The organism is Orlajensenia leifsoniae (assembly GCF_004570845.1).
Classification (GTDB): domain Bacteria; phylum Actinomycetota; class Actinomycetes; order Actinomycetales; family Microbacteriaceae; genus Orlajensenia; species Orlajensenia leifsoniae.
The window spans coordinates 214,774-233,920 of the sequence record NZ_SPQZ01000001.1 but is presented as its reverse complement, the minus strand read 5'-3'; the positions used below and the strand labels follow the sequence as shown (position 1 = coordinate 233,920).

At 69.3% G+C, this 19,147-nt stretch carries 17 protein-coding genes; 11 read left to right on the top strand and 6 right to left on the bottom strand.

What is annotated here, in order from left to right; genetic code table 11:
* Window positions 1-17: 17 nt before the first annotated feature.
* Window positions 18-956, bottom strand: a complete 939-nt coding sequence (locus E4M00_RS01170) for a LysR family transcriptional regulator (protein ID WP_135118742.1) — start codon at window positions 954-956, stop codon at window positions 18-20.
* A 96-nt stretch (window positions 957-1,052) separates the two neighbouring features.
* Window positions 1,053-1,916 (bottom strand): IclR family transcriptional regulator, encoded by an 864-nt coding sequence (locus E4M00_RS01165; protein ID WP_135118741.1) that lies wholly within the window; start codon window positions 1,914-1,916, stop codon window positions 1,053-1,055.
* 114 nt (window positions 1,917-2,030) lie between these two features.
* Here E4M00_RS01165 and E4M00_RS01160 point away from each other — a divergent pair, with 114 nt between their 5' ends.
* Both E4M00_RS01160 and E4M00_RS01155 read left to right on the top strand, forming a co-directional pair.
* A complete protein-coding gene (locus E4M00_RS01160; RefSeq protein WP_135118740.1) occupies window positions 2,031-3,014 on the top strand; it encodes a PDR/VanB family oxidoreductase in 984 nt (327 codons plus the stop codon).
* A gap of 27 nt (window positions 3,015-3,041) precedes the next feature.
* A complete protein-coding gene (locus tag E4M00_RS01155) occupies window positions 3,042-4,247 on the top strand; it encodes a cytochrome P450 (protein ID WP_135118739.1) in 1,206 nt (401 codons plus the stop codon).
* 38 nt (window positions 4,248-4,285) lie between these two features.
* On the opposite strand, the gene E4M00_RS01150 is transcribed toward E4M00_RS01155, so the two are convergent.
* On the bottom strand, window positions 4,286-4,741 hold the full coding sequence (locus tag E4M00_RS01150; protein ID WP_135118738.1) for a MarR family winged helix-turn-helix transcriptional regulator: 456 nt from the start codon (window positions 4,739-4,741) through the stop codon (window positions 4,286-4,288).
* A gap of 63 nt (window positions 4,742-4,804) precedes the next feature.
* Between E4M00_RS01150 and E4M00_RS01145 the strand changes: the two genes are divergently transcribed.
* Both E4M00_RS01145 and E4M00_RS01140 read left to right on the top strand, forming a co-directional pair.
* Window positions 4,805-5,173 (top strand): VOC family protein, encoded by a 369-nt coding sequence (locus E4M00_RS01145; protein ID WP_135118737.1) that lies wholly within the window; start codon window positions 4,805-4,807, stop codon window positions 5,171-5,173.
* An 81-nt stretch (window positions 5,174-5,254) separates the two neighbouring features.
* Entirely contained in the window at window positions 5,255-5,935 is a 681-nt protein-coding gene (locus E4M00_RS01140) for an SDR family NAD(P)-dependent oxidoreductase (protein ID WP_135118736.1), read from the top strand.
* A 27-nt stretch (window positions 5,936-5,962) separates the two neighbouring features.
* Here E4M00_RS01140 and E4M00_RS01135 read toward each other — a convergent pair whose 3' ends face one another.
* A complete protein-coding gene (locus tag E4M00_RS01135) occupies window positions 5,963-8,704 on the bottom strand; it encodes an ATP-binding protein (RefSeq protein ID WP_135118735.1) in 2,742 nt (913 codons plus the stop codon).
* Window positions 8,705-8,840: 136 nt separating this feature from the next.
* Between E4M00_RS01135 and E4M00_RS01130 the strand changes: the two genes are divergently transcribed.
* The 4 genes from E4M00_RS01130 to E4M00_RS01115 all read left to right on the top strand — a co-directional run bounded on the left by E4M00_RS01130 (window position 8,841) and on the right by E4M00_RS01115 (window position 13,638).
* Window positions 8,841-9,932, top strand: a complete 1,092-nt coding sequence (locus E4M00_RS01130) for a class I SAM-dependent methyltransferase (RefSeq protein WP_135118734.1) — start codon at window positions 8,841-8,843, stop codon at window positions 9,930-9,932.
* 27 nt (window positions 9,933-9,959) lie between these two features.
* On the top strand, window positions 9,960-12,101 hold the full coding sequence (locus E4M00_RS01125; protein ID WP_240036759.1) for an alpha/beta hydrolase: 2,142 nt from the start codon (window positions 9,960-9,962) through the stop codon (window positions 12,099-12,101).
* 138 nt (window positions 12,102-12,239) lie between these two features.
* A complete protein-coding gene (locus E4M00_RS01120) occupies window positions 12,240-13,271 on the top strand; it encodes an aldo/keto reductase (RefSeq protein WP_135118733.1) in 1,032 nt (343 codons plus the stop codon).
* A 1-nt stretch (window position 13,272) separates the two neighbouring features.
* The gene (locus E4M00_RS01115) at window positions 13,273-13,638 is read left to right on the top strand and encodes a DUF2255 family protein (RefSeq protein ID WP_135118732.1); all 366 of its coding nucleotides are present in this window, start codon (window positions 13,273-13,275) and stop codon (window positions 13,636-13,638) included.
* A 7-nt stretch (window positions 13,639-13,645) separates the two neighbouring features.
* Here E4M00_RS01115 and E4M00_RS01110 read toward each other — a convergent pair whose 3' ends face one another.
* Window positions 13,646-14,233, bottom strand: a complete 588-nt coding sequence (locus E4M00_RS01110; protein ID WP_135118731.1) for a VanZ family protein — start codon at window positions 14,231-14,233, stop codon at window positions 13,646-13,648.
* Entirely contained in the window at window positions 14,230-14,886 is a 657-nt protein-coding gene (locus E4M00_RS01105) for a M15 family metallopeptidase (RefSeq protein WP_135118730.1), read from the bottom strand. Before E4M00_RS01105 ends, E4M00_RS01110 begins: the two co-directional genes overlap by 4 nt.
* A gap of 87 nt (window positions 14,887-14,973) precedes the next feature.
* Between E4M00_RS01105 and E4M00_RS01100 the strand changes: the two genes are divergently transcribed.
* The 3 genes from E4M00_RS01100 to E4M00_RS01090 all read left to right on the top strand — a co-directional run bounded on the left by E4M00_RS01100 (window position 14,974) and on the right by E4M00_RS01090 (window position 19,090).
* Window positions 14,974-15,660, top strand: coding sequence for a response regulator transcription factor (locus tag E4M00_RS01100; protein WP_135118729.1), 687 nt, complete (start codon window positions 14,974-14,976; stop codon window positions 15,658-15,660).
* The gene (locus tag E4M00_RS01095; protein WP_275668141.1) at window positions 15,638-16,738 is read left to right on the top strand and encodes a sensor histidine kinase; all 1,101 of its coding nucleotides are present in this window, start codon (window positions 15,638-15,640) and stop codon (window positions 16,736-16,738) included. The genes E4M00_RS01100 and E4M00_RS01095 overlap by 23 nt, the downstream gene beginning before the upstream one ends.
* Window positions 16,739-17,161: 423 nt before the next feature.
* A complete protein-coding gene (locus E4M00_RS01090) occupies window positions 17,162-19,090 on the top strand; it encodes a diguanylate cyclase (protein ID WP_240036756.1) in 1,929 nt (642 codons plus the stop codon).
* Window positions 19,091-19,147: the final 57 nt, after the last annotated feature.

Below are 19,147 nucleotides of genomic sequence, written 5' to 3'. Positions count from 1 at the left end.
CCCGGTCCCGGTCCCTGTCAGCCGGGGCTGGAGGCGGTGTCGATCATGCCGCCGGCCTCGACGAACAGGGCACGCATCCACTCGTGCTCGGGGTCGCTCCGGTGGATCGGATGCCACCACAGGGCGTTGGTGATCCGAGTGGCCTCGAACGGCGTCGCGAGTACCCGGATGCGCGGATTCTGCAGGGCGAACTCGGTGAGGTGCGCCTGGATGAGCCCGAGTCGGCGAGTACCCGCGATGAAGGAGGGCAGCGTCAGGAATCCCTCCACGACGCACTCGACGGTCGGCTCGATGCCCAGCTGCTGCAGCTGACGCGATGCCGAGGTGAACGCCGACCGCGACTGGTACGTGAACACCCACGGGGAGGATGCGACATCCGCCATCGAGAGCGTCTCGCCGATCAGGTCGTTGTCGGCCGACGCTATGACCACCCAGCCATCGGATGACACGTCCACGTACGGCAGATCGGTCAGGAAGCCGTGGGGGAGCAGCAGCCCGTCAGACGAGCGGAGTGTCCCCACGGCGTCCTCGACGATCTTGGGCGTGTGCTGCATGAAGCGGAACCGCACGTGCGGGGCCCGCTCGGCAGCGAGGTCGGCGACCACGCGGCCGACGGTCGCGAAGCCGTAGTCCGAGCCGTAGACGGTGAACTCACGCGTCGATTCGCTCGGGTCCCACGCTGCCTGGCTGGCGAACACTCTCTGCGCCGCGTCGAGGGCGATGCCCGTCTGCTCGGCCAGCCGCGACGCCAGGGGAGTCAGCTGGTAGGAGTTGCCCTGTCGCGCGAGGATCTGGTCGTTGAAGTGCACGCGCAGTCGAGCCAGTGAGGCGCTGAGGGCCGGCTGGCTCAGGTTGAGGCGTTCCGCCGCTCGCGTGACGCTGCGTTCAGTGAGGAGCGCATCAAGGGAGACGAGCAGGTTCAGGTCGAGTCTGGCGAGGCTGGTGGAGGTCGGCACGTCGTCGTGTCCTTCGCGGTCGGGGTCGACGCGGCATCAGCGACGTCTATGTCTACCGATTACTTTATAACGTCGATCGATGCCTGGACGGCCGTGCTACTGGCGAATCGGGCGATCCCGTGAGAGGAACTCCATCGACTGGTCCGACGAGTGCACCAGTGCGCGGTACCGGCCGCCGGGACTCGCGTCGGGGTCGCTGGCGGGGCGCGCGGCCGCGCGCAGAGCCGTGGTCGTCCGCTCAGCCGCGGTGCGCAGAGTCTGGACGATGTGCAGCCACGGCTGACTGTCGTTCGGCACGACGGCCCCGATCGCGGCCACGGTCTCACCGGCGGCTCCGACGACGGGAACCGCGACACCTCGGGCGCTGGGATGGATGTGCCCGTCGGTCACGGCGTAGCCCTGTCGTCGAACGTCGGCGAGCGCGGCTCGCAATGCGCGCGGCTCGTGGATGGTCGCGTCGGTGTACGACGGCAGTGCGCCGGCGAGGAAGTCCGCGAGCGCATCGGGGTCAGAGTCCGCCAGCAGCACCAGCCCTGTCGCGGATGCGTGCAGAGGGAGGCGCCCGCCGATGATCGTCGACGAGACGACGGCGTCCTGCATCGACAGGCGCTCCAGGAAGAGGACGTCCCGTCCGTCGGCGATGCCGAGTTGCACATGCTGCCGGATGACCGCATGCGCGTCATGAAGGTAGGGCGATGCTGTCTCGCGCAGGCCGATCGCGCCGGGGGTCCGGCAGGCGAGTTCCCAGAGCCGGACGCCGAGCCGATAGGTCCTGTCGTCCAGCCTCTCCGTGAGGCCGGTCTCCGTGAGCTCAGCCATCAGGCGGTGCGTCGTGGACAGCGCAAGCCCACTCCGACGCGAGAGCTGGGAGATCGTGAGGAATGGCTGGTTGGTCGAGAACGAGTCGAGCAGCAGGATCTGCCTGCTGAGTGCCGATCGTCCCGCGGATGCCTTCGCCATCGATCCTCCCAGCGGATGCTACCACTTTCCTTTCAACGGAAAATCGGTCCCACGCATGCAGAGCAGGCCCTAACGTGACGTCACTCGTCGTCAACGCTGACACCAGGAGACTGCATGGAATCCCCGACCCACTCCGCACCCGCTGCCCTCGAGCGACCGGATGGCCGCAGCCTCGTCGTGGTCGAGAAGACTCTCATCGCGGCATCCGTCGTGTCGATCAGGCTCCGCCGAATCGACGGCGGGCGCCTTCCGGACTGGACTCCCGGCGCGCACATCGACCTCATCCTGCCGAACGGCGTCACCCGGCAGTATTCCCTCTGCGGCGATCCCGCAGACAGCGGCGAATACCGGATCGCAGTACTGCGCGAGGCGGCGGGGCGCGGCGGATCCCGGTTCATCCATGATCTGCTCGCGGTCGGCGATCGAGTCGGTCTCGGGGGGCCGCGGAACAACTTCACCCTCGTCCCGTCGACGTCGTACACCTTCATCTCTGGTGGCATCGGAATCACCCCGATCCTCCCCATGCTGCACGCAGCCGAGGCCTTGGGTTCTCGATGGAGGCTCCTCTATCTCGGGCGGGACCTCAGCACGATGGCCCTCGTCGAGGAGCTCACCGTGGGCAGCGGGGACGTCACCCTCCACCCGGCATCCGAGCGCGGACGAATCCCGCTTGCGGAGTGGATCGGGTCGTACGACGAGGCGACGAAGGTCTACGCCTGTGGCCCGGCCCGCCTCCTGGAATCCGTCGCCGACGCCACCCGGACGTGGAGGCCCGGGTGGGTGCGCAGCGAGCGGTTCACGGCGCGCACGATCGACGAGCCGCTGCGTGCCACCCCGTTCGAGGTCCAGGTCTTCGGAACCGACATCACGGTCGGCGTCGGCCCCGGCACCTCCGTCGCGGCAGCACTGCGCGGCGCCGGGATCGACATCCTCACGTCATGCGCGCGAGGGGTGTGCGGCACCTGTGAGACCACCGTGGTGAGCGGCGAGCCGGATCACCGGGACTCCATCCTCAGCGACGCGGAGCAGGCGGCCGGTGACTGCTTCTTCCCCTGCGTCAGCCGGTCGCGCAGTGACCGCATCGTCATCGCCGTCTGACCACGCTCACCTCACAGAAGGACCACCATGACCATCACTGACGCGCACACCGTGGCCCAGAGCTCCGATGATCCCTTCAGCGCCGAGATCCTCCAGGATCCTCTTCCCTTCCAGGAGCGGCTCCGCGAGGCAGGCAGCGTCGTCCGGCTCCAGACATACGGGGTCTACGCCATGGGCAGGTACGACACCGTTCGTTCCGCCCTGCTGGACTGGCAGGACTTCCAGTCCGCCGCCGGGGTCGGCATGACCGACTTCACGCGTGAGAAGCCCTGGCGACCTCCGAGCCTGCTCCTCGAAGCGGACCCGCCGCATCACGACGCTCCGCGCGAGGTGCTCGCGAAGATCCTGAGCCCCCGGTCGATCCGGGAGCTGGAACCCGTGTGGGCGGATGACGCGGAACGCCTGGTCGATCAGCTGATCGAGGGTCCGCTCGAGTTCGACGCGGTCACGCACCTGGCGGAGGCGTTCCCGCTGCGCGTCTTCCCCGACGCGGTGGGCCTGCCCGGCTCGGATCGCGACCATCTGCTCCCGTACGGCGACCACCTGTTCAACACCTTCGGCCCCGAGAACTTCCTGGTCCAGCAGGGTGCGCCGCGCGCTCCAGAACTCTCGGCCTGGGTGAACGCCCAGTGCTCTCGCGAATCGCTGGCTGCAACGGGGTTCGGTGCTGACATCTGGGCGGCGACGGATCGGGGCGACATCACGCCCGCGCAGGCGCCGCTCATCGTCCGGTCGCTGCTCTCCGCAGGCGTGGACACCACAGTGCACGCGATCGGCGCAGTTCTGCACGCCTTCGCAACCCACCCCGACCAGTGGCGGGCGCTGCGCGAGGACCCGCGGTTGGCACGCCGAGCATTCGATGAGGCGATCCGCCTCGAGTCGCCCGTCCAGACCTTCTTCCGCACCACGACCCGGGATGTGACCCTCCACGGCACCACCATTCCCGAAGGACACAAGATCCTCATGTTCCTCGGAGCGGCGAACCGCGATCCACGGCGGTGGGAGCGCCCGGACGCCTTCGACCTGACGCGGGACCCGTCAGGTCACGTCGGTTTCGGAATGGGCATCCACCAGTGCGTCGGCCAGCATGTGGCCCGCCTCGAGGCAGGCACGCTCGTCACGGCGCTCGCGCGGCGGGTGAAGACGATCGAGCTCTCCGGTCCGCCCTCACGTCGCCTCAACAACACCCTCCGGGCGTGGGAGAGCATGCCAGTGCGCATCACCCTCGAATGACCTCGCTGGTGTCAGCGGCGCTGATGGGTGCGAGTCGGCTACACCCCGTCGTGTTTCTGCAGGGACCGGATCATGCTCTGCAGGGCCGTGAACGCATCCGCCTGCTCGTCTTGGGTCATGCCGCCCAGCATCCTGAGTTCGACGGATCGGACCGCGACAGTCGCCTTCTCGAGGCTCCGTCGGCCGCGTGGGGTGAGTCGTGTCGGCAGGACCTTTCCCACGGATGCCTCCGCAGGCCTGGTCACGAAGCCGTCGCGTTCCAGCGCCTGAAGCAGCACGTTCATCGACTGTCGCGTGACGAACGCCCCCCGCGCGAGCTCGGAGTTCGACAGGCCGGGCCGCTGCGCCAGCAGCTCGAGGCAGGAGTAGTGCGTCACCGTCATGCCGAGCGGCCGCAGCTCCGCCTCCATGGCGGCGCGGAGAGCGCTCGACGCCTCCTTCAGCAGGTAGCCCAGCGACGTCTTCAGGTCGACGCCGACACCGTCTTGACTCATGTCAGTATTCTGACATACATTGGTGCGTGTCAGAAAACTGACATGCATCCAAGGAGCACCATCATGCCCGTCACCGGCCCCGACTTCATCTCCCTGCAGACCCGCGACCTCGACGCGTCGCAGGCGTTCTACGAGCAGTACCTCGGCCTCGTCCGCTCGCAGGCGGGCCCTCCCCACGCCGTCGTGTTCGAGACGCAGCCGATCGCCTTCGCGCTCCGCGACATCGTTCCCGGAACGGATCTCGCGTCAGCAGCGCAGCCCGGCATCGGTGCGGCGATCTGGCTCCACGCCACAGACGTCCAAGCCATTCACGATGCGCTCCTCGCCGACGGGCACACGATCGTCGCCGCCCCGATCGACGGACCCTTCGGTCGCACGTTCACCTTCGCCGACCCCGACGGCTACCAGATCACCCTTCACGACCGCGCCTGAGAAGCAGCCGTCCGAGCGCAGGATCCCGGCCATTCGCGACCACTCCTACCGGTGCAGGCGACGCTGCAATACGGTTGATCCATGGATCTGCAGCTTCACGGACGCGTCGTCCTGGTCGTCGGGGGAACCGGTCTGATCGGGAGTGCCGTGGTCGAGCGGCTCGTCGCGGAGGGTGCGACCGCGGTCGTCGCCTCGCGGCGGGGTACCGGCGGTATCGAGCTCGATGCCCGTGACGACGCATCCGTCACCACTGCGATCTCGCACGTGGTGAGGAACCATGGTCGTCTCGACGGTGTCGTCGTCGCTGCAGCGCCGAGCGCGCAGACACTCGATCCGACGCGCAACTCCGATCCGGCGCAGGTTCTGGAAGCCATCGATGCGAAGGCGCTGGCTTTCCTCCGCGTCGCGAATGCCTCGCTTCGCGTCATGACGGAGGCGGGCTACGGCCGCATCGTCGGCATCAGCGGGCAGAACGCCTTCGTCACCGGCAATGTCACCGGCGCCGTGCGGAACGCGGCACTGATCATCGCGGCGAAGAACCTCGCGGACTCCGTCGCCGGCACCGGTGTCACCGTGAACACGGTGAGTCCCGGCATCGTCAGCGAGAACCCCGCACCCGATGTCGCACACGGGAAGGCAGGCGAGTCCAGGCCCATGGACATCGCCAACCTCGTCACCTACCTGATCTCACCTCTCTCCGGTGCAGTGTCCGGCGAGTCGATCGCGGTCGGGCACCGCGTGCGCGGCGCCACCTCGCTCTGAACCGGAGCGCCGCGCACAGCGGGGAGTTCAGTGTTCGAGCACCTGCCGCAGTTCGTCGCGTGAACGGATGCCGAGCTTCAGGTACACGTGTCGCAGGTGGTACTCCACGGTCTTCGGACTGAGGAACAGCGATGCGGCCGCCTCGCGCGTCGTCAGTCCATCGGCCAGGAGGGCGCCGATCTGGCGCTCCTGCGGGGTGAGCGTCGCGAGCGAGCCGGCCTCACGGCGCACCGCGGTCTCGCCGGTTGCGGCGAGCTCCGCGGCGGCGCGGTCGGCCCACGGGGTCGCTCCGAGCCTGTCGAATCGCTCGAGGGCCGCCCTCAGCGGATCGCGTGAGGCGGCACGGCGGCGAGCTCGCCGCCGGCGCGATCCCAGGGCGAGGAAGGTGCGGGCGGCCTCGTAGACGTCGGGGGTGCCCTCGTGCAGTTCGAGGGCTGTGCCGAACCAGCGCTCGGCCTCCTGCTCGTCGTCGGCGACGATGGCCATCGCCCGGTGAGACCTGGCGAGGGCCCACGGCAAGGCCTTTCTCCGCGCGGCCTCGAGGTAGGACCGGGCGAGGGATTCCAGCCGCTCGCCGGCTCCAGCCGCCGGCTTGAGGTGTTCGATCAGCTCGGGCACCGGCGCCAGGTCGACGTCGCCGAGGGAGAGCTCGCGCAGTCGATCCTGCAGGGCCTCATACGACGTCGTCGCCTCCGAAGCCCGCCCTTCGACTGAGGCGAGGTCGGCGATCGCCCACGACGCCCAGATGCCGGCGAGGTTGGCGTCGTGCGCTGAGGCGAGTTCGCCCGCCTCCCTGGCATGCTCTCGCGCACTGTCGGAGTCTCCCCGGCGAGCGCCGAGCCAGGCCCATCCGCCGAGCGCGAGCGCCAGATCGGTGTCATGACCGCTCTCCCGCGCGAGCCGCACGGCCTCGGCGTAGCCCTCGTCGGCGCGATGCCAGTTCGTCGCGGCGGCATCGTCCTTGGCCAGCAGGGTCAACAGGAAGGGGAGCACCCCGACGGCCGCGTGAGTTCGCGCGACCCGGGCGGCCTCGGTGATCCTGTCGCGTGCCGCGCCCGACTCGCGCAGGAACAGGGGCGCCGTGAGGCTCCAGCTCAGTCCCCACTGCTCCTCCACGGCCGAGGACGCAGGGGAGGACGTGGCCGAGGGGGTAGCCCGTGCGAGCCCCGTGCGGATGAGGTTCGCGCCCCGGTCGGCGCTGCCGCCGAGGATCTCCGCGACTCCGGCCGCGTAGTACGGGATGCCGTCGAGGGAACCGGATGCCGCGTGCTCGACCAGCATCTCGCCCGCCCTCAGGGCGGACTCCGCGTCGGCGAGGAACAGGCAGGACTCCACGGCATCCGCCAGAGCCGACACGGCGAGGTCGGTGTCGTGCCCCCGTGCCTCCGCGTAGGCCTCGAACTGCAGATCGCGTGCCGCAGCGAGAGATCCGCAGCGGGCCTCGACCGTTCCCAACCGGATCAGCGCGCGCGCCCTCGCGTCGGAGGTCGGCGCAGCCTCGAGCGCGCGGCCGAGCAGGGTGCGCGACCGATCGCGGTCGCCCGCCAGCCACGACTGCTCTCCGGCGTGCAGCATCCGTTCCGCCTTCTCATCCCTCGCCACCGTGAGGTCTGCCGCGCGTTCGTACTGCGCAGCGGCGACGGCATAGGCGCCGCGAGCCGCCGACACCGCTGCGACGCCGTCGAGCAGAGCCGCGGTGGCCTCGTCCGGCCCGATCGCGGCCTCCGCCCGGTGCCAGGCTCGACGGTCGGGCTGGCTGCTGCCCAGAACGTCGGCGAGGATCCGGTGCGCGGCCCGCCGCGCGGTCGGAACGGAGTCCGCATACACGGCTGCCCTGACCAACGGATGCCGGAAGCCGACCTCCCCGGGCTGCAGGCGCACGAGCCCGGCGGCCTCGGCCTCCTCGAGCGCGGCGAACGGCACCCCCTGCGCCGTGCACGCACGCATCAGCACGTCGACGTCATCGCCGCTGATCGATGCCAGGAGGAGGGCCGCCCGCGCGTCATCGGAGAGCGAGCGTTGCCGCACCGAGAAGGCCGTGAGCAACTCGCCGGTGAGGGGAATCGGCGAGCCCGGGGGAGCGGCGGCGAACTCGATCCGACGGTTCCCCAGCTCGAGCAGGGCCAGCGGGTTGCCCGCCGTTGCCCGGTGGAGTCGGGAGAACTCCTCGTCGTCGAGCGGTCGGCCGGCATCAGCGGTCAGCAGCTCACGGGCGGCGGTGGCCTCGAGCGGCCCGAGCTCGAGCCGCGTCAATCCCGTGAGAACGGATGGGCTGCCGGTGCGCTCGGCGACGAGGATCGCGACGGGGTCGCTCGACAGCCGTCTCGCCACGAAGGCGATGGCGGAGGCCGATGACTCGTCGAGGTGCTGGGCATCGTCGATGACGACGGCCAGCGGCGTGTCCTCGGCCGCGCGGGTGAGGAGCCCGAGGAGGGCGGCTCCGACGGCGAACCGTCCGGGGGCCGGACCGTCGCGGAGGGCGAGGGCCACGCCGAGGGCGTCGGCCTGCGGGGCGGCGAGGTCGGGGATGAGCCCCGAGAGCGGAGCGCAGAGCTGGTGCAGTCCCGCGAACGGCACCTCGTGCTCGGCCTCCGCTCCGCGCACGGTGATGACCAGCATCCCGGCTGTCGTCGATCGCACGGCATCGAGCAGGGCTGACTTGCCGATGCCCGGATCTCCGGTGATGACGAGTGCGCCGCCGTCGCCCACGCGTGCCCCGGCGAGCAGGCGCTCGATCGCCTGCCGCTCCGCAGCACGCCCGAGCAGCACGCCGCCAGTCTAGGCGTGAGGCGGATCCCGCGTCCGGGCGGATCCCAGGGGGCCCACCCGATACGAGCGACCGCGCGGTCGGCCTAGCCTCGCTGGCGTCGGCAACCGAGCCGGCAACCCGAACAGAGGAAGCATCATGACCGACATTCAGGACTCGCCGGCTGCGGCCGCGACCATCGACATCGACAAGCTCATGGCATTCGTCGGCAAGGCCGTCGACGAGGTCGGGGCGACGCTCAACACGGCCCTCGTCGTGCTCGGCGACAAGCTCGGCTACTACCGGGCGATGGCCGCATCCGGACCCACGAATGCAGCCAGGCTCGCGCAGGACACGAGCACCGACGAGCACTACGCGCGGGAATGGCTGAACGCCCAGGCCGCCGGCGGCTACGTCGAGTACGACGCCGCCACCAACCGGTACACGCTCCCGCCCGAGCAGATCGCCGCCCTCACCGACGTCTCGAGCCCCGCCTACCTGCCGGGCTTCTTCCAGATCGCGCTCGGGACCATCCACGATGTCGACAGCGTGATGGACGCCGCCCGCAACAACGCCGGCGTCGGCTGGCACGAACACAACAGCGACGTGCACGACGGCTGCGAGCGCTTCTTCCGCACCATGTACAACGCCCACCTCGTCGACGAGTGGCTCCCCGCCCTGGACGGCGTCGTCGAGAAGCTGCAGCGGGGAGCTCGGGTCGCGGACATCGGATGCGGGCACGGGGCGTCGACCGTCATCATGGCGCAGGCGTTCCCGAACTCCACCTTCGTCGGCTCCGACTACCACGAGGCATCCATCGACGTCGCCCGCGAGCGTGCTCGCTCGGCCGGGGTGGACGACCGCGTGACCTTCGAGGTCGCCGGATCCACGGCGTTCGGCGGGGAGGGCTACGACCTCGTGACGACCTTCGACGCCCTGCACGACATGGGCGACCCCGTCGGCGCGGCGCGGCACGTGCGCGAGAGCATCGCGCCCGACGGCACCTGGATGGTCGTCGAGCCGATGGCCGGCGACAGCGTGAGCGACAACCTGAACCCCGTCGGACGCGCCTACTACGGCTTCTCCACGCTGCTCTGCACGCCGGCATCGCTGTCCCAGGACGTCGGGCTTGCGCTCGGAACCCAGGCCGGACCGGCTCGCATCCACGACGTGGTCACCGCCGCGGGGTTCTCCAGGTTCCGCTCGGCGGCCGAGACCCCGTTCAACCGCGTGCTGGAGGTACGTCCGTGACCCGGGTCGGCGGAGGATACTGGCGAGGTGGCTGAACCCGTGTCAGTGGCGAGCCCACGAGACAGCGGCTCGATCGTTCGGGACGGCGTGGAGATCTCCTACGCCGTCTACGGCGACGGGCCGGCCACCTTGCTGCTCATGCCGACGTGGACGATCGTGCACTCGCGCATCTGGAAGGGCCAGCTCGGCTACCTCGCCCGGCACTACCGCGTGGTGGTGTTCGACGGCCGGGGTAACGGCGCATCGGCTCGACCGAGCGGTGCTGCGGCGTACCGCGATGACGAGTACGCCCGAGACGCGGCGGCCGTGCTGGAGGCGACATCGACGCCGCGGGCCATCGTCGTCGGGCTCTCGTGGGGCGTCACGTGGGCGCTGCACCTCGCGGCGTCCCATCCGGATCGCGTCGTCGGCATCGTGGGGATCGGCGCGTCCGGCAACATCCGCGTCACGCGACCTGCACGCGCCGGCGCCGGGTGGGAGGCTCCGAGCGACGCGGGCTCGGGCTGGGCGATGTACAACCGCGAGTTCTGGCTCACGGGTGGCTACGACGCCTTCGTCGACTTCTTCTTCGCCCGCATGTTCGCCGAACCGCACTCCACGAAGCAGATCGAGGACGCCGTGGAGTGGGCTCATCAGACCAGCCCGGAGATCGTCGCCGACGCCACGGCGGGGATGCACGGCTACCTCGGAGTTCCGGTGGTTCCGCTGGAGGAGGTCTGCGCGGAGATCCGCTGCCCGGTGCTGCTCATCCACGGCACGCAGGATGAGATCTCCCCGCCGGCGGTGAGCGAGCGCATCGCTGCGCTCACGGGCGGTGACGTCGTTCTCCTGCAGGGCTGCGGGCACGGACCCCTCGCCCGCGACCCCGTGAGGGTGAACCGCCTGATCCGGGACTTCGCGGACCGGATCGCCGTGCCGACCCCCGTGCGGCGCACCACGACGTGGACGCGGGCGGCCCGCCGCCGTCGGAAGGTGCTCTACCTCTCGTCACCGATCGGCCTCGGCCATGCCCGACGCGACCTCGCGATAGCCCGAGAGCTGCGGATGCGGCATCCGGATGTCGAGATCAGCTGGCTCGCCCAGCATCCGGTCACCGCCGTGCTCGAGCAGGCGGGGGAAATCGTGCATCCGGCGTCGGCGTTCCTCGCCAACGAGAGCAGGCACATCGAGCACGAGGCCGGCGAGCACGATCTGCACGCCTTCCAGGCCATCCGCCGCATGGACGAGCTCCTCGTGCACAACTTCATGGTGTTCGACGATGTCGTGCGCGACGAGGACTTCGACCTCGTCATCGGCGACGAGGCGTGGGACGTCGACCATCACCTGCACGAGAACCCCGAACTCAAGCGCTTCGCCTTCGCCTGGATGACCGACTTCGTCGGCTGGCTTCCGATGCCGGATGGGGGAAGCCGGGAGGAGGCGCTGACGGCCGACTACAACGCCGAGATGATCGAGCAGCGCGCCCGTTTCCGGCACGTGCGCGAGAGGTCGATCTTCGTGGGCTCGCCCGACGATGTGGTGCCGCACGCGTTCGGCCCCGGCCTCCCGCTCATCCGCGACTGGGTCGGGGAGAACTTCGACTTCGCCGGCTACGTGACGGGCTTCGACCCCGCTGAGGTCGCCGACCGTGAGCGACTCCGGGGCGAGCTCGGGTACGCGCAAGGGGAGCCGCTGTGCGTCGTCGCCGTCGGGGGATCCGGTGTGGGTGAGCCGTTGCTGCGACGCGTGCTCGACGCCGTTCCGCTCGCTCGACGGGCGGCATCCGATCTCCGATTCGTCATCGTCGCGGGTCCCCGCATCGATCCACGCTCGCTTCCGCGTCGACGAGGCTCGACGGTGAAGGGACACGTCCCCGACCTCCACCGCCATCTCGCCGTCGCCGATCTCGCCGTCGTGCAGGGCGGCCTGACGACCTGCATGGAGCTCACGGCCACCCGCACACCGTTCCTCTACGTGCCGCTGCGCCACCATTTCGAGCAGAACTTCCACGTGCGCCACCGCCTCGAGCGATACCGAGCCGGTGATCTGCTGCCCTATGAGGAGGCCGCTGATCCTGACGCGCTCGCCGAGGCCATCATCGCGGGGCTGGGCCGGGAGACCACCCGATACAGGCCGGTCGAGACGGATGGCGCAGCACGGGCAGCCGCGATGATCGCCGAGCTGCTCTGAGGACGGGCCAGCGGGTCCGGCCCGGGCGACCGCAGCCGGCGAAGCAGGTAACGGCAGAGCCTCCCTCGGCGCGGAACGCCGACCTAGGTTGGGGGAGATACGGGCCGCCAGCGCGGCACGAGACCAGGAGAACTGCAGATGGATTACCGCATATTGGGCCGCACCGGCGTTGACGTGAGCCCGTTGTGCCTGGGCACGATGATGTTCGGCCCGTGGGGCAACCAGGACGTGGATGACTCCATCCGCGTCATCCACCGGGCGCTCGATGCCGGCATCAACTTCGTCGACACCGCCGACGTGTACTCGGCCGGCGCATCGGAGGAGATCGTCGGTCGGGCCCTCCAAGGGCGACGCGATGACGTCGTGCTCGCGACCAAGTTCTTCATGCCCATGGGGGAGGGGCCGAACCGAAGCGGCGGCTCCAGGAAATGGATCATGAGCGAGGTCGAGAACTCCCTGCGCCGCTTGGGAACCGACTACATCGACCTTTACCAGGTGCACCGTCCGAGCGTCACCACCGATGTCGAGGAGACGCTCGGTGCTCTCACCGATCTGGTGCGGCAGGGCAAGGTGCGCTACATCGGTTCGTCGTCCTATTCCGGAAGCCAGATCGTCGAGGCACAGGTCGCGGCCCGCGATCATCACCTCTCCCGTTTCGTCACCGAGCAGCCGCCGTATTCGATCCTCGTTCGCGGTATCGAAGAGGACGTGCTCCCCACGACCCAGCGCCACGGCATGGGAACCCTCACCTACAGTCCTCTGGCCGGCGGATGGCTCTCCGGCAAGTGGCGCAAAGACAGCGCCCCGACTCCGACGTCGGCCGCGCGTCCCACCGCCCGGTTCGACATGACGTCGGCGGCGAACCAACGGAAGCTGGAGATCGTCGATGCGCTCGCCCAGGTCGCCGACGAGGCCGGCATCAGCCTCATCCACCTGGCCATTGCCTTCGTCATCAACCACCCGGGAGTGACGGCGGCCATCATCGGCCCGCGCACCATGGAGCAGCTCGACTCCCAGCTGCCGGCGGTCGACGTGCGGCTGACCGACGAGATCCTCGACAGGATCGACCATCTCGTGCCCCCTGGCGTGACGGTCAATCCCGACGACAACAGCTACGGCGGCGCGACGCTCGTGCCGAGCGCCCTCCGCCGCAACCAGGGAGGGAACTGACATGGCTGAGTGGACCGAATCCGAACTCGACCGCATCGGCCGAGCCGGGGAGTTGCGCATCGCCGGGCGGCGTACCGACGGCACCCTGCGCAAGCTCGTCATCATCTGGCAGGTCCGGGTCGGTGACGCCATCTACGTCCGTTCAGTCAACGGACCCGAAGCCGCATGGTTCCGTGGCACTCAGGTGCTGGGCACGGGCCGGATCGAGTCGGGCGGGGTCTCGAGGGATGTCGTCTTCACCCGGGACGACACCCGTGACGCCGAGATCGATGCCGCGTACCGCGCCAAGTACGGACATGGTTCGCCTGTGCGGGCGATCACGAGTGCGCAGGCCGTCTCGACGACTCTGCGCGTCGACCCCAGCTGACGACGCGTCACGCCTCCAGCCCGAGCGATACCGTCGCCGAGCGCTGGAGGCGACCGCCGTCGGGCGGTCTCATGTTCAGGGGAGCGGCGACGAAGATCGCGCTCGCGATCACGACGACCACAGTCCCGGCCGAGCAGATTCGCGTCATGGTGCTCGTGGTCACCCGCCACCGGCGGCGTGCCAGAGTGAGGAGGCCGAATCCGATCAGGCCGCCGGCCGCGTTGACCAGGACGTCGGTGACGTCGGTGCTTCCGACGGCGAGGACGTACTGCGTGACCTCCAGGGCGAAGCTCGCGCCCGCAACCGTGCCGCCGGCCCTCCACCACGACCACCGTGGTGCGAGGAGGCCGAGGTAGACGCCGAAGGGAATGAAGAGCACGAGGTTCATCGCGACCTCGAACGGTGCACTGGCGCCGTTTCCCGACGTGGCCGCGAACGGGACGACCTTGATCACGCGCTGCACACCGCCGACCCAGGGCACGTCGAGCTTCCACAGCACGATCCAGGCGAGCAGCGAGAGATAGATTCCGAACAGCACGACCAATGTGGCCGGGTTCCCCTGACGGACGCCGGCGGCACCTCCGTCCCGAGTCACTGCTGCATCCGCGGGTCGAAGGTGGGGTCCTCGTACATGGCCGGGCAACCGTCCGCGACGGCATCCGGTCTCAGCTCGAAATGCCACGACTCGTTCGCGTAGATCTGGCACAGTCCGTACTCGGCCCCGTGCTGCGACAGCCAGTACGTCGCATCGAACGGTCCGATGTCGATCGCGTCTCCGCTCACGTGGGGCGAGGTCTCCGCCGTGGCGACCCAGCGGGCAGCCTCAGCTTCGGACCCGTACTCGTCGACGGCCTCGCGGAGGAGCTGTTCCTGGTAGCTGGGGGATCGCCACCCGCTGTTGACCGTGAAGGTCACGTCGTCGAGGGCGGCGGCGTCGGTTGCGGCTCGGCGAACCGCATCGAGAAGCGCCGGGTCGAGGTTCGCGATGGCAGGAACGTCGTCGTCGAAGACGCTCACCTCATCGTCGACCTCGCCGTCCGCCCCGAGAGCGTCGACGCCGATGCTTCCGAGACCGGGAGAGAGCACTGCCGCCGCCGAGTGCCCGCTGGACGACGCGAGAGTGCTGACGACGACCGCCCCGGCGGCGACGATCCCGGTCACAGCCATCGCCACGGTGATGATGATGGCCGAGCGGATGCGGTGGGTGGTCGTGCGGAGCGGACTGTGGAGTGGCTTGCTGGAGGACATGCCTCCAGCACAGTCGACAGGATGTTGCGGGGGCGTAAGCCGTTTTCGATATCCCGACGATATGCGCCGGCTCGTAGCATGGCGGGTGTGCGAGTGCTGATCGTCGAGGACGAGCCCTACCTGGCCGACGCCATCCGCGATGGCCTGCGCCTGGAGGCCATTGCGGCCGATATCGCAGGCGACGGCGGCACGGCCCTGGAACTGCTGAGCATCAACGACTACGACATCGCCGTCCTCGACCGCGACATCCCGGGGCCATCGGGCGACGAGGTCGCCGAGCGCATCGTCGCATCGGGCAGCGGGATGCCGATCATCATGCTCACCGCCGCCGACAGGCTCGACGACAAGGCCACCGGGTTCGAGATCGGCGCTGACGACTACCTCACCAAACCGTTCGAGATGCGCGAGCTGGTTCTCAGGCTCCGAGCGCTCGACCGCAGGCGCGCCCACACCAGGCCACCGGTGCGTGAACTCGCCGGCCTCCGACTCGATCCGTTCCGGCGCGAGGTCTACCGCGACGGGCGATACGTGGCGCTCACCCGCAAGCAGTTCGCCGTGCTCGAGGTGCTGGTCGAGGCTGAGGGTGGAGTCATCAGTGCCGAGGAGCTCCTCGAGCGCGCGTGGGACGAGAACGCCGACCCGTTCACCAACGCGGTGCGCATCACGGTCTCGGCTCTCCGCAAGAGGCTGGGTGAACCCTGGCTCATCGCCACGGTGCCCGGCGTCGGCTACCGCATCGACACGGCACCGGATGCCGGAGGCCGAAGTGGCTAGGGAGCCCGGATGGAGCGTCAGGCTCAAGCTCACCCTCAGTTATGCCGGATTCCTCGCCGTCGCCGTGGTGCTGCTCCTCGCAGTCGTGTGGGCGTTCATCCTCCGCTACGTTCCGGCCGAGGCGGTCAACACGATCGGTGGGTTCGTTCCCGGCCGAGACGATCTCGTGCGGGCCTTCGCCCCGGCGGCGGCATGGGTCGTGCTCTTCCTGGTGCTGTTCGGGCTGCTGGGCGGGTGGTTCCTGGCCGGTCGGATGCTCGCGCCGTTGACGCGCATCACGACGGCAACGCGCAAGGCCGCGAACGGCTCCCTCTCCCAGCGCATCCGGATGCCGGGCCGGAACGACGAGTTCCGGGAGCTCGCCGATGCCTTCGACACCATGCTCGAACGGGTCGAGGCCCAGGTCGCCGAGCAGCGACGCTTCGCGGCGAACGCGTCCCATGAGCTGCGCACCCCGTTGGCGACGACGCAGGCGATGCTCGACGTCGCCATCACCGATCCGAACCAGGACACGACGGCGCTCCTCGAACGCCTGCGCGCCGTCAACACTCGGGCGATCGACCTCACCGAGGCCCTGCTCCTTCTCAGTCGTGCCGACCAGCGCGCCTTCACCCCCGAGAGCGTCGACCTCTCGCTCCTGGCCGAGGAGGCCACCGAGACGCTCCTGCCTCTGGCGGAGAAGCGCGGCATCACCATCACGACGGCTGGGGAGCTGGCCCCGGCTGTCGGTTCCCCGGCGCTGCTGCTGCAGATGACCACGAACCTCGTGCACAACGCGATCGTCCACAACCACCCCGAGGGGGGAGCGGTGTGGGTGACGACGACAGCCGCTCCGGGCTCGGTGATCCTGGCGATCGAGAACACGGGGGAAGTGCTCGCGCCCGGCGTGGTCGCGACCCTCACGGAACCCTTCCAGCGCGGAACCGAGCGCGTCCACCGCGACCAGGCCGGAGTCGGCCTCGGGCTCGCGATCGTCGCGAGTATCGTGCGAGCGCATGACGGAACCCTGCTCCTGACGCCACGGGCCGAGGGCGGGCTGCGGATCGAGGTTCGCCTGCCGGCATCCGTCATCGCCTGAAGCAGCCGGTTTCGGCTAACTGTCGGGATCGACGACCTCGTCCTCCCGCAGCACCCGCCCCGGCGAAGCCGGGCATGCGTAGCCGACGACCACAGGATCGGGCGGTCGTCTCCCGCTCTTCACCGCCCGCGACGGCTTCCTCACCTCGATGACCCGTACTCCGTGCTCCCGACAGACCCACATCGTGCCCACCGCACTCTCCGACATCCGGGTGCCATGCTCGGTCCCGCTCGATCGTTGATCACGTCGAATCCGACCACAGTCGAGTCGGGATCGGCAGGGCACCGTCACCCCCCCACGGTACGCCGGAGTGGCGGATGCCGGTAGGCCGCCTTCGGCAGGCGGCATGTCCGACACGGAGCCTCTGTCCGGCGGCTGAATAGACTGGATCAGCCGGCCCGATCCCCGGCAGACGGAGTCGCAGTGGACCCGGCGGAACTCGCCATCGATCCCGACGAGCTTCGTCGACTCGCCGAATGCGCGAAGGAGCCCATCCGCACGCCCGGCGTGATCCAGTCTCACGGGACGCTGCTGGGCGTCGACGCTGCCACGCAGGTCGTCGTCGTCGCGAGCGAGAACGCACGCAGTTGGCTGGGCCGCCCGTTCGCCGAGATCGGGAACCCCGAGTTGCAGGGGGCTGTTCGCTCCGGGAGCGCGATCGATCCTGTGCGGGTGGTCTGGGAGGGGTCGCCGACGGACGCGATCGTGCACCGGGTCGACGACCTCACGATCGTCGAGCTCGAGGCCCTGCCGCACGACGAGTACGCGCGCACGGCCGTCGTCACGGCGATCAACCGGCTGACAGCCGTCGCATCCGTCGCCGAACTGCGTCAGCAGGCCGCCGCGGAGATCCGGAGGGTCACCGGTTTCGACAGGGTGATGATCTACCACTTCCACGAGGACGGACATGGGGAGGTCGTCGCAGACGACAGCGTCCCCGAACTCGAATCCCTCCTGGGGCACCACTTCCCCTCATCCGACATCCCTCCGCAGGCTCGTGACCTGTACGTGACGAAGGTGGGTCGGGCCATCGCGAGCACGAGCAGTCCCACCATCCCCCTGCTCGCGATCTCCGACGAGCTGCGAACCGTCGACCTCTCGAACGCCGAGCTGCGGGGTGTGTCGCCCTACCACCTGCAGTACATGCGCAACATGGGACAGGCGTCGACGTTCTCCCTCTCCCTCGTCGAGGACGGCCGGCTCGTCGGCATGATCACGTGCGCGCATCGCACCGAGCGGCGCCTTCCCGTGCTGCTGCGACGCGCTCTGGAAGTGCTCGCCGCCCAGATCACCATGCAGTTCGCATCGATGCGCGAGATCGCTCGACTGCGCCACCTCGTCGAGGTGCGCGAGCGGCGCACCGAGTTGCTGGCTCCTCTCTACGCCTCGGACGACATCCCGTCTGCACTGCTGCGGGGCCCGCGGACCGTACTCGACCTGGTGCCGGCCGACGGCGTGCTCGTGCACATCGGCGGCACCTCTCGAGTGGCCGGCGACGTGCCTCCTCTCGACGACATGACCCGGGTGCTCGAGCTGCTCTCGGGAGAGGCCTTCGTCTCCGAGGGGCTCGAGGCCGACCGTCCCGATATCTCGGCCCTGCTGCCGAGCACCGCCGGGCTCCTCGTGGTACCGCTCGCCGGACCCGACGACACGCTCGTCTTCTTCCGGGGGGAGGTCGCACGCGAGATCTTCTGGCTCGGCGATCAGAGTGCGGGCAATCGTCCGAGCCAACTGTCGCCGCGCACCTCGTTCTCCACATGGAAGAGCACCGTGCGCGGGAGGTCCTTGCCGTGGGGAACGGTGATCCAGGATGCGCTCGAACTCGGACACGAGCTCGAGACCGTGCTGCACCGTCGGGCTCAGGCGCAGCTCGCCGAGTTGGCCATGCGCGACGCGCTGACCGGGTTGCACAATCGCCGCTATCTCGCCGAGCGACTGGCGGCCGGGAGTCCGGTCGACCTCGACGGCCGGGCGCTGCTCTTCGTCGACCTCGACGACTTCAAGAGCGTGAACGACGTTCACGGTCACGATGTCGGCGACGTCGTCATCCTCGAGGTCGCCCGTCGCCTGATCGCGCATTCGCGAGAGCGGGATGTCGTCGTGAGGCTCGGCGGAGACGAGTTCGTGGTGCTCCTCGACGTCGTCGGCGGCGAGGACGTGCATGCGATCGCCGACCGGATGGTGGCCGCCATCGCCGCGCCCATCGAGACGAAGGTGGCGACGCTGATCGTCACCGCGTCGTGCGGCATCGTGGTCGCGGAGCCCGGCGCCTCGAGGGTCGGACTCCTCGAAGAGGCGGATGCCGCGATGTACCGGGCCAAGCGCGCCGGGCGCAACCGCGTCTCCAGCTAGCGCGTGACCTGAGCGCGTCGTACGACGACGTGCGGCCGACGAGATGGAAGGAAGGAC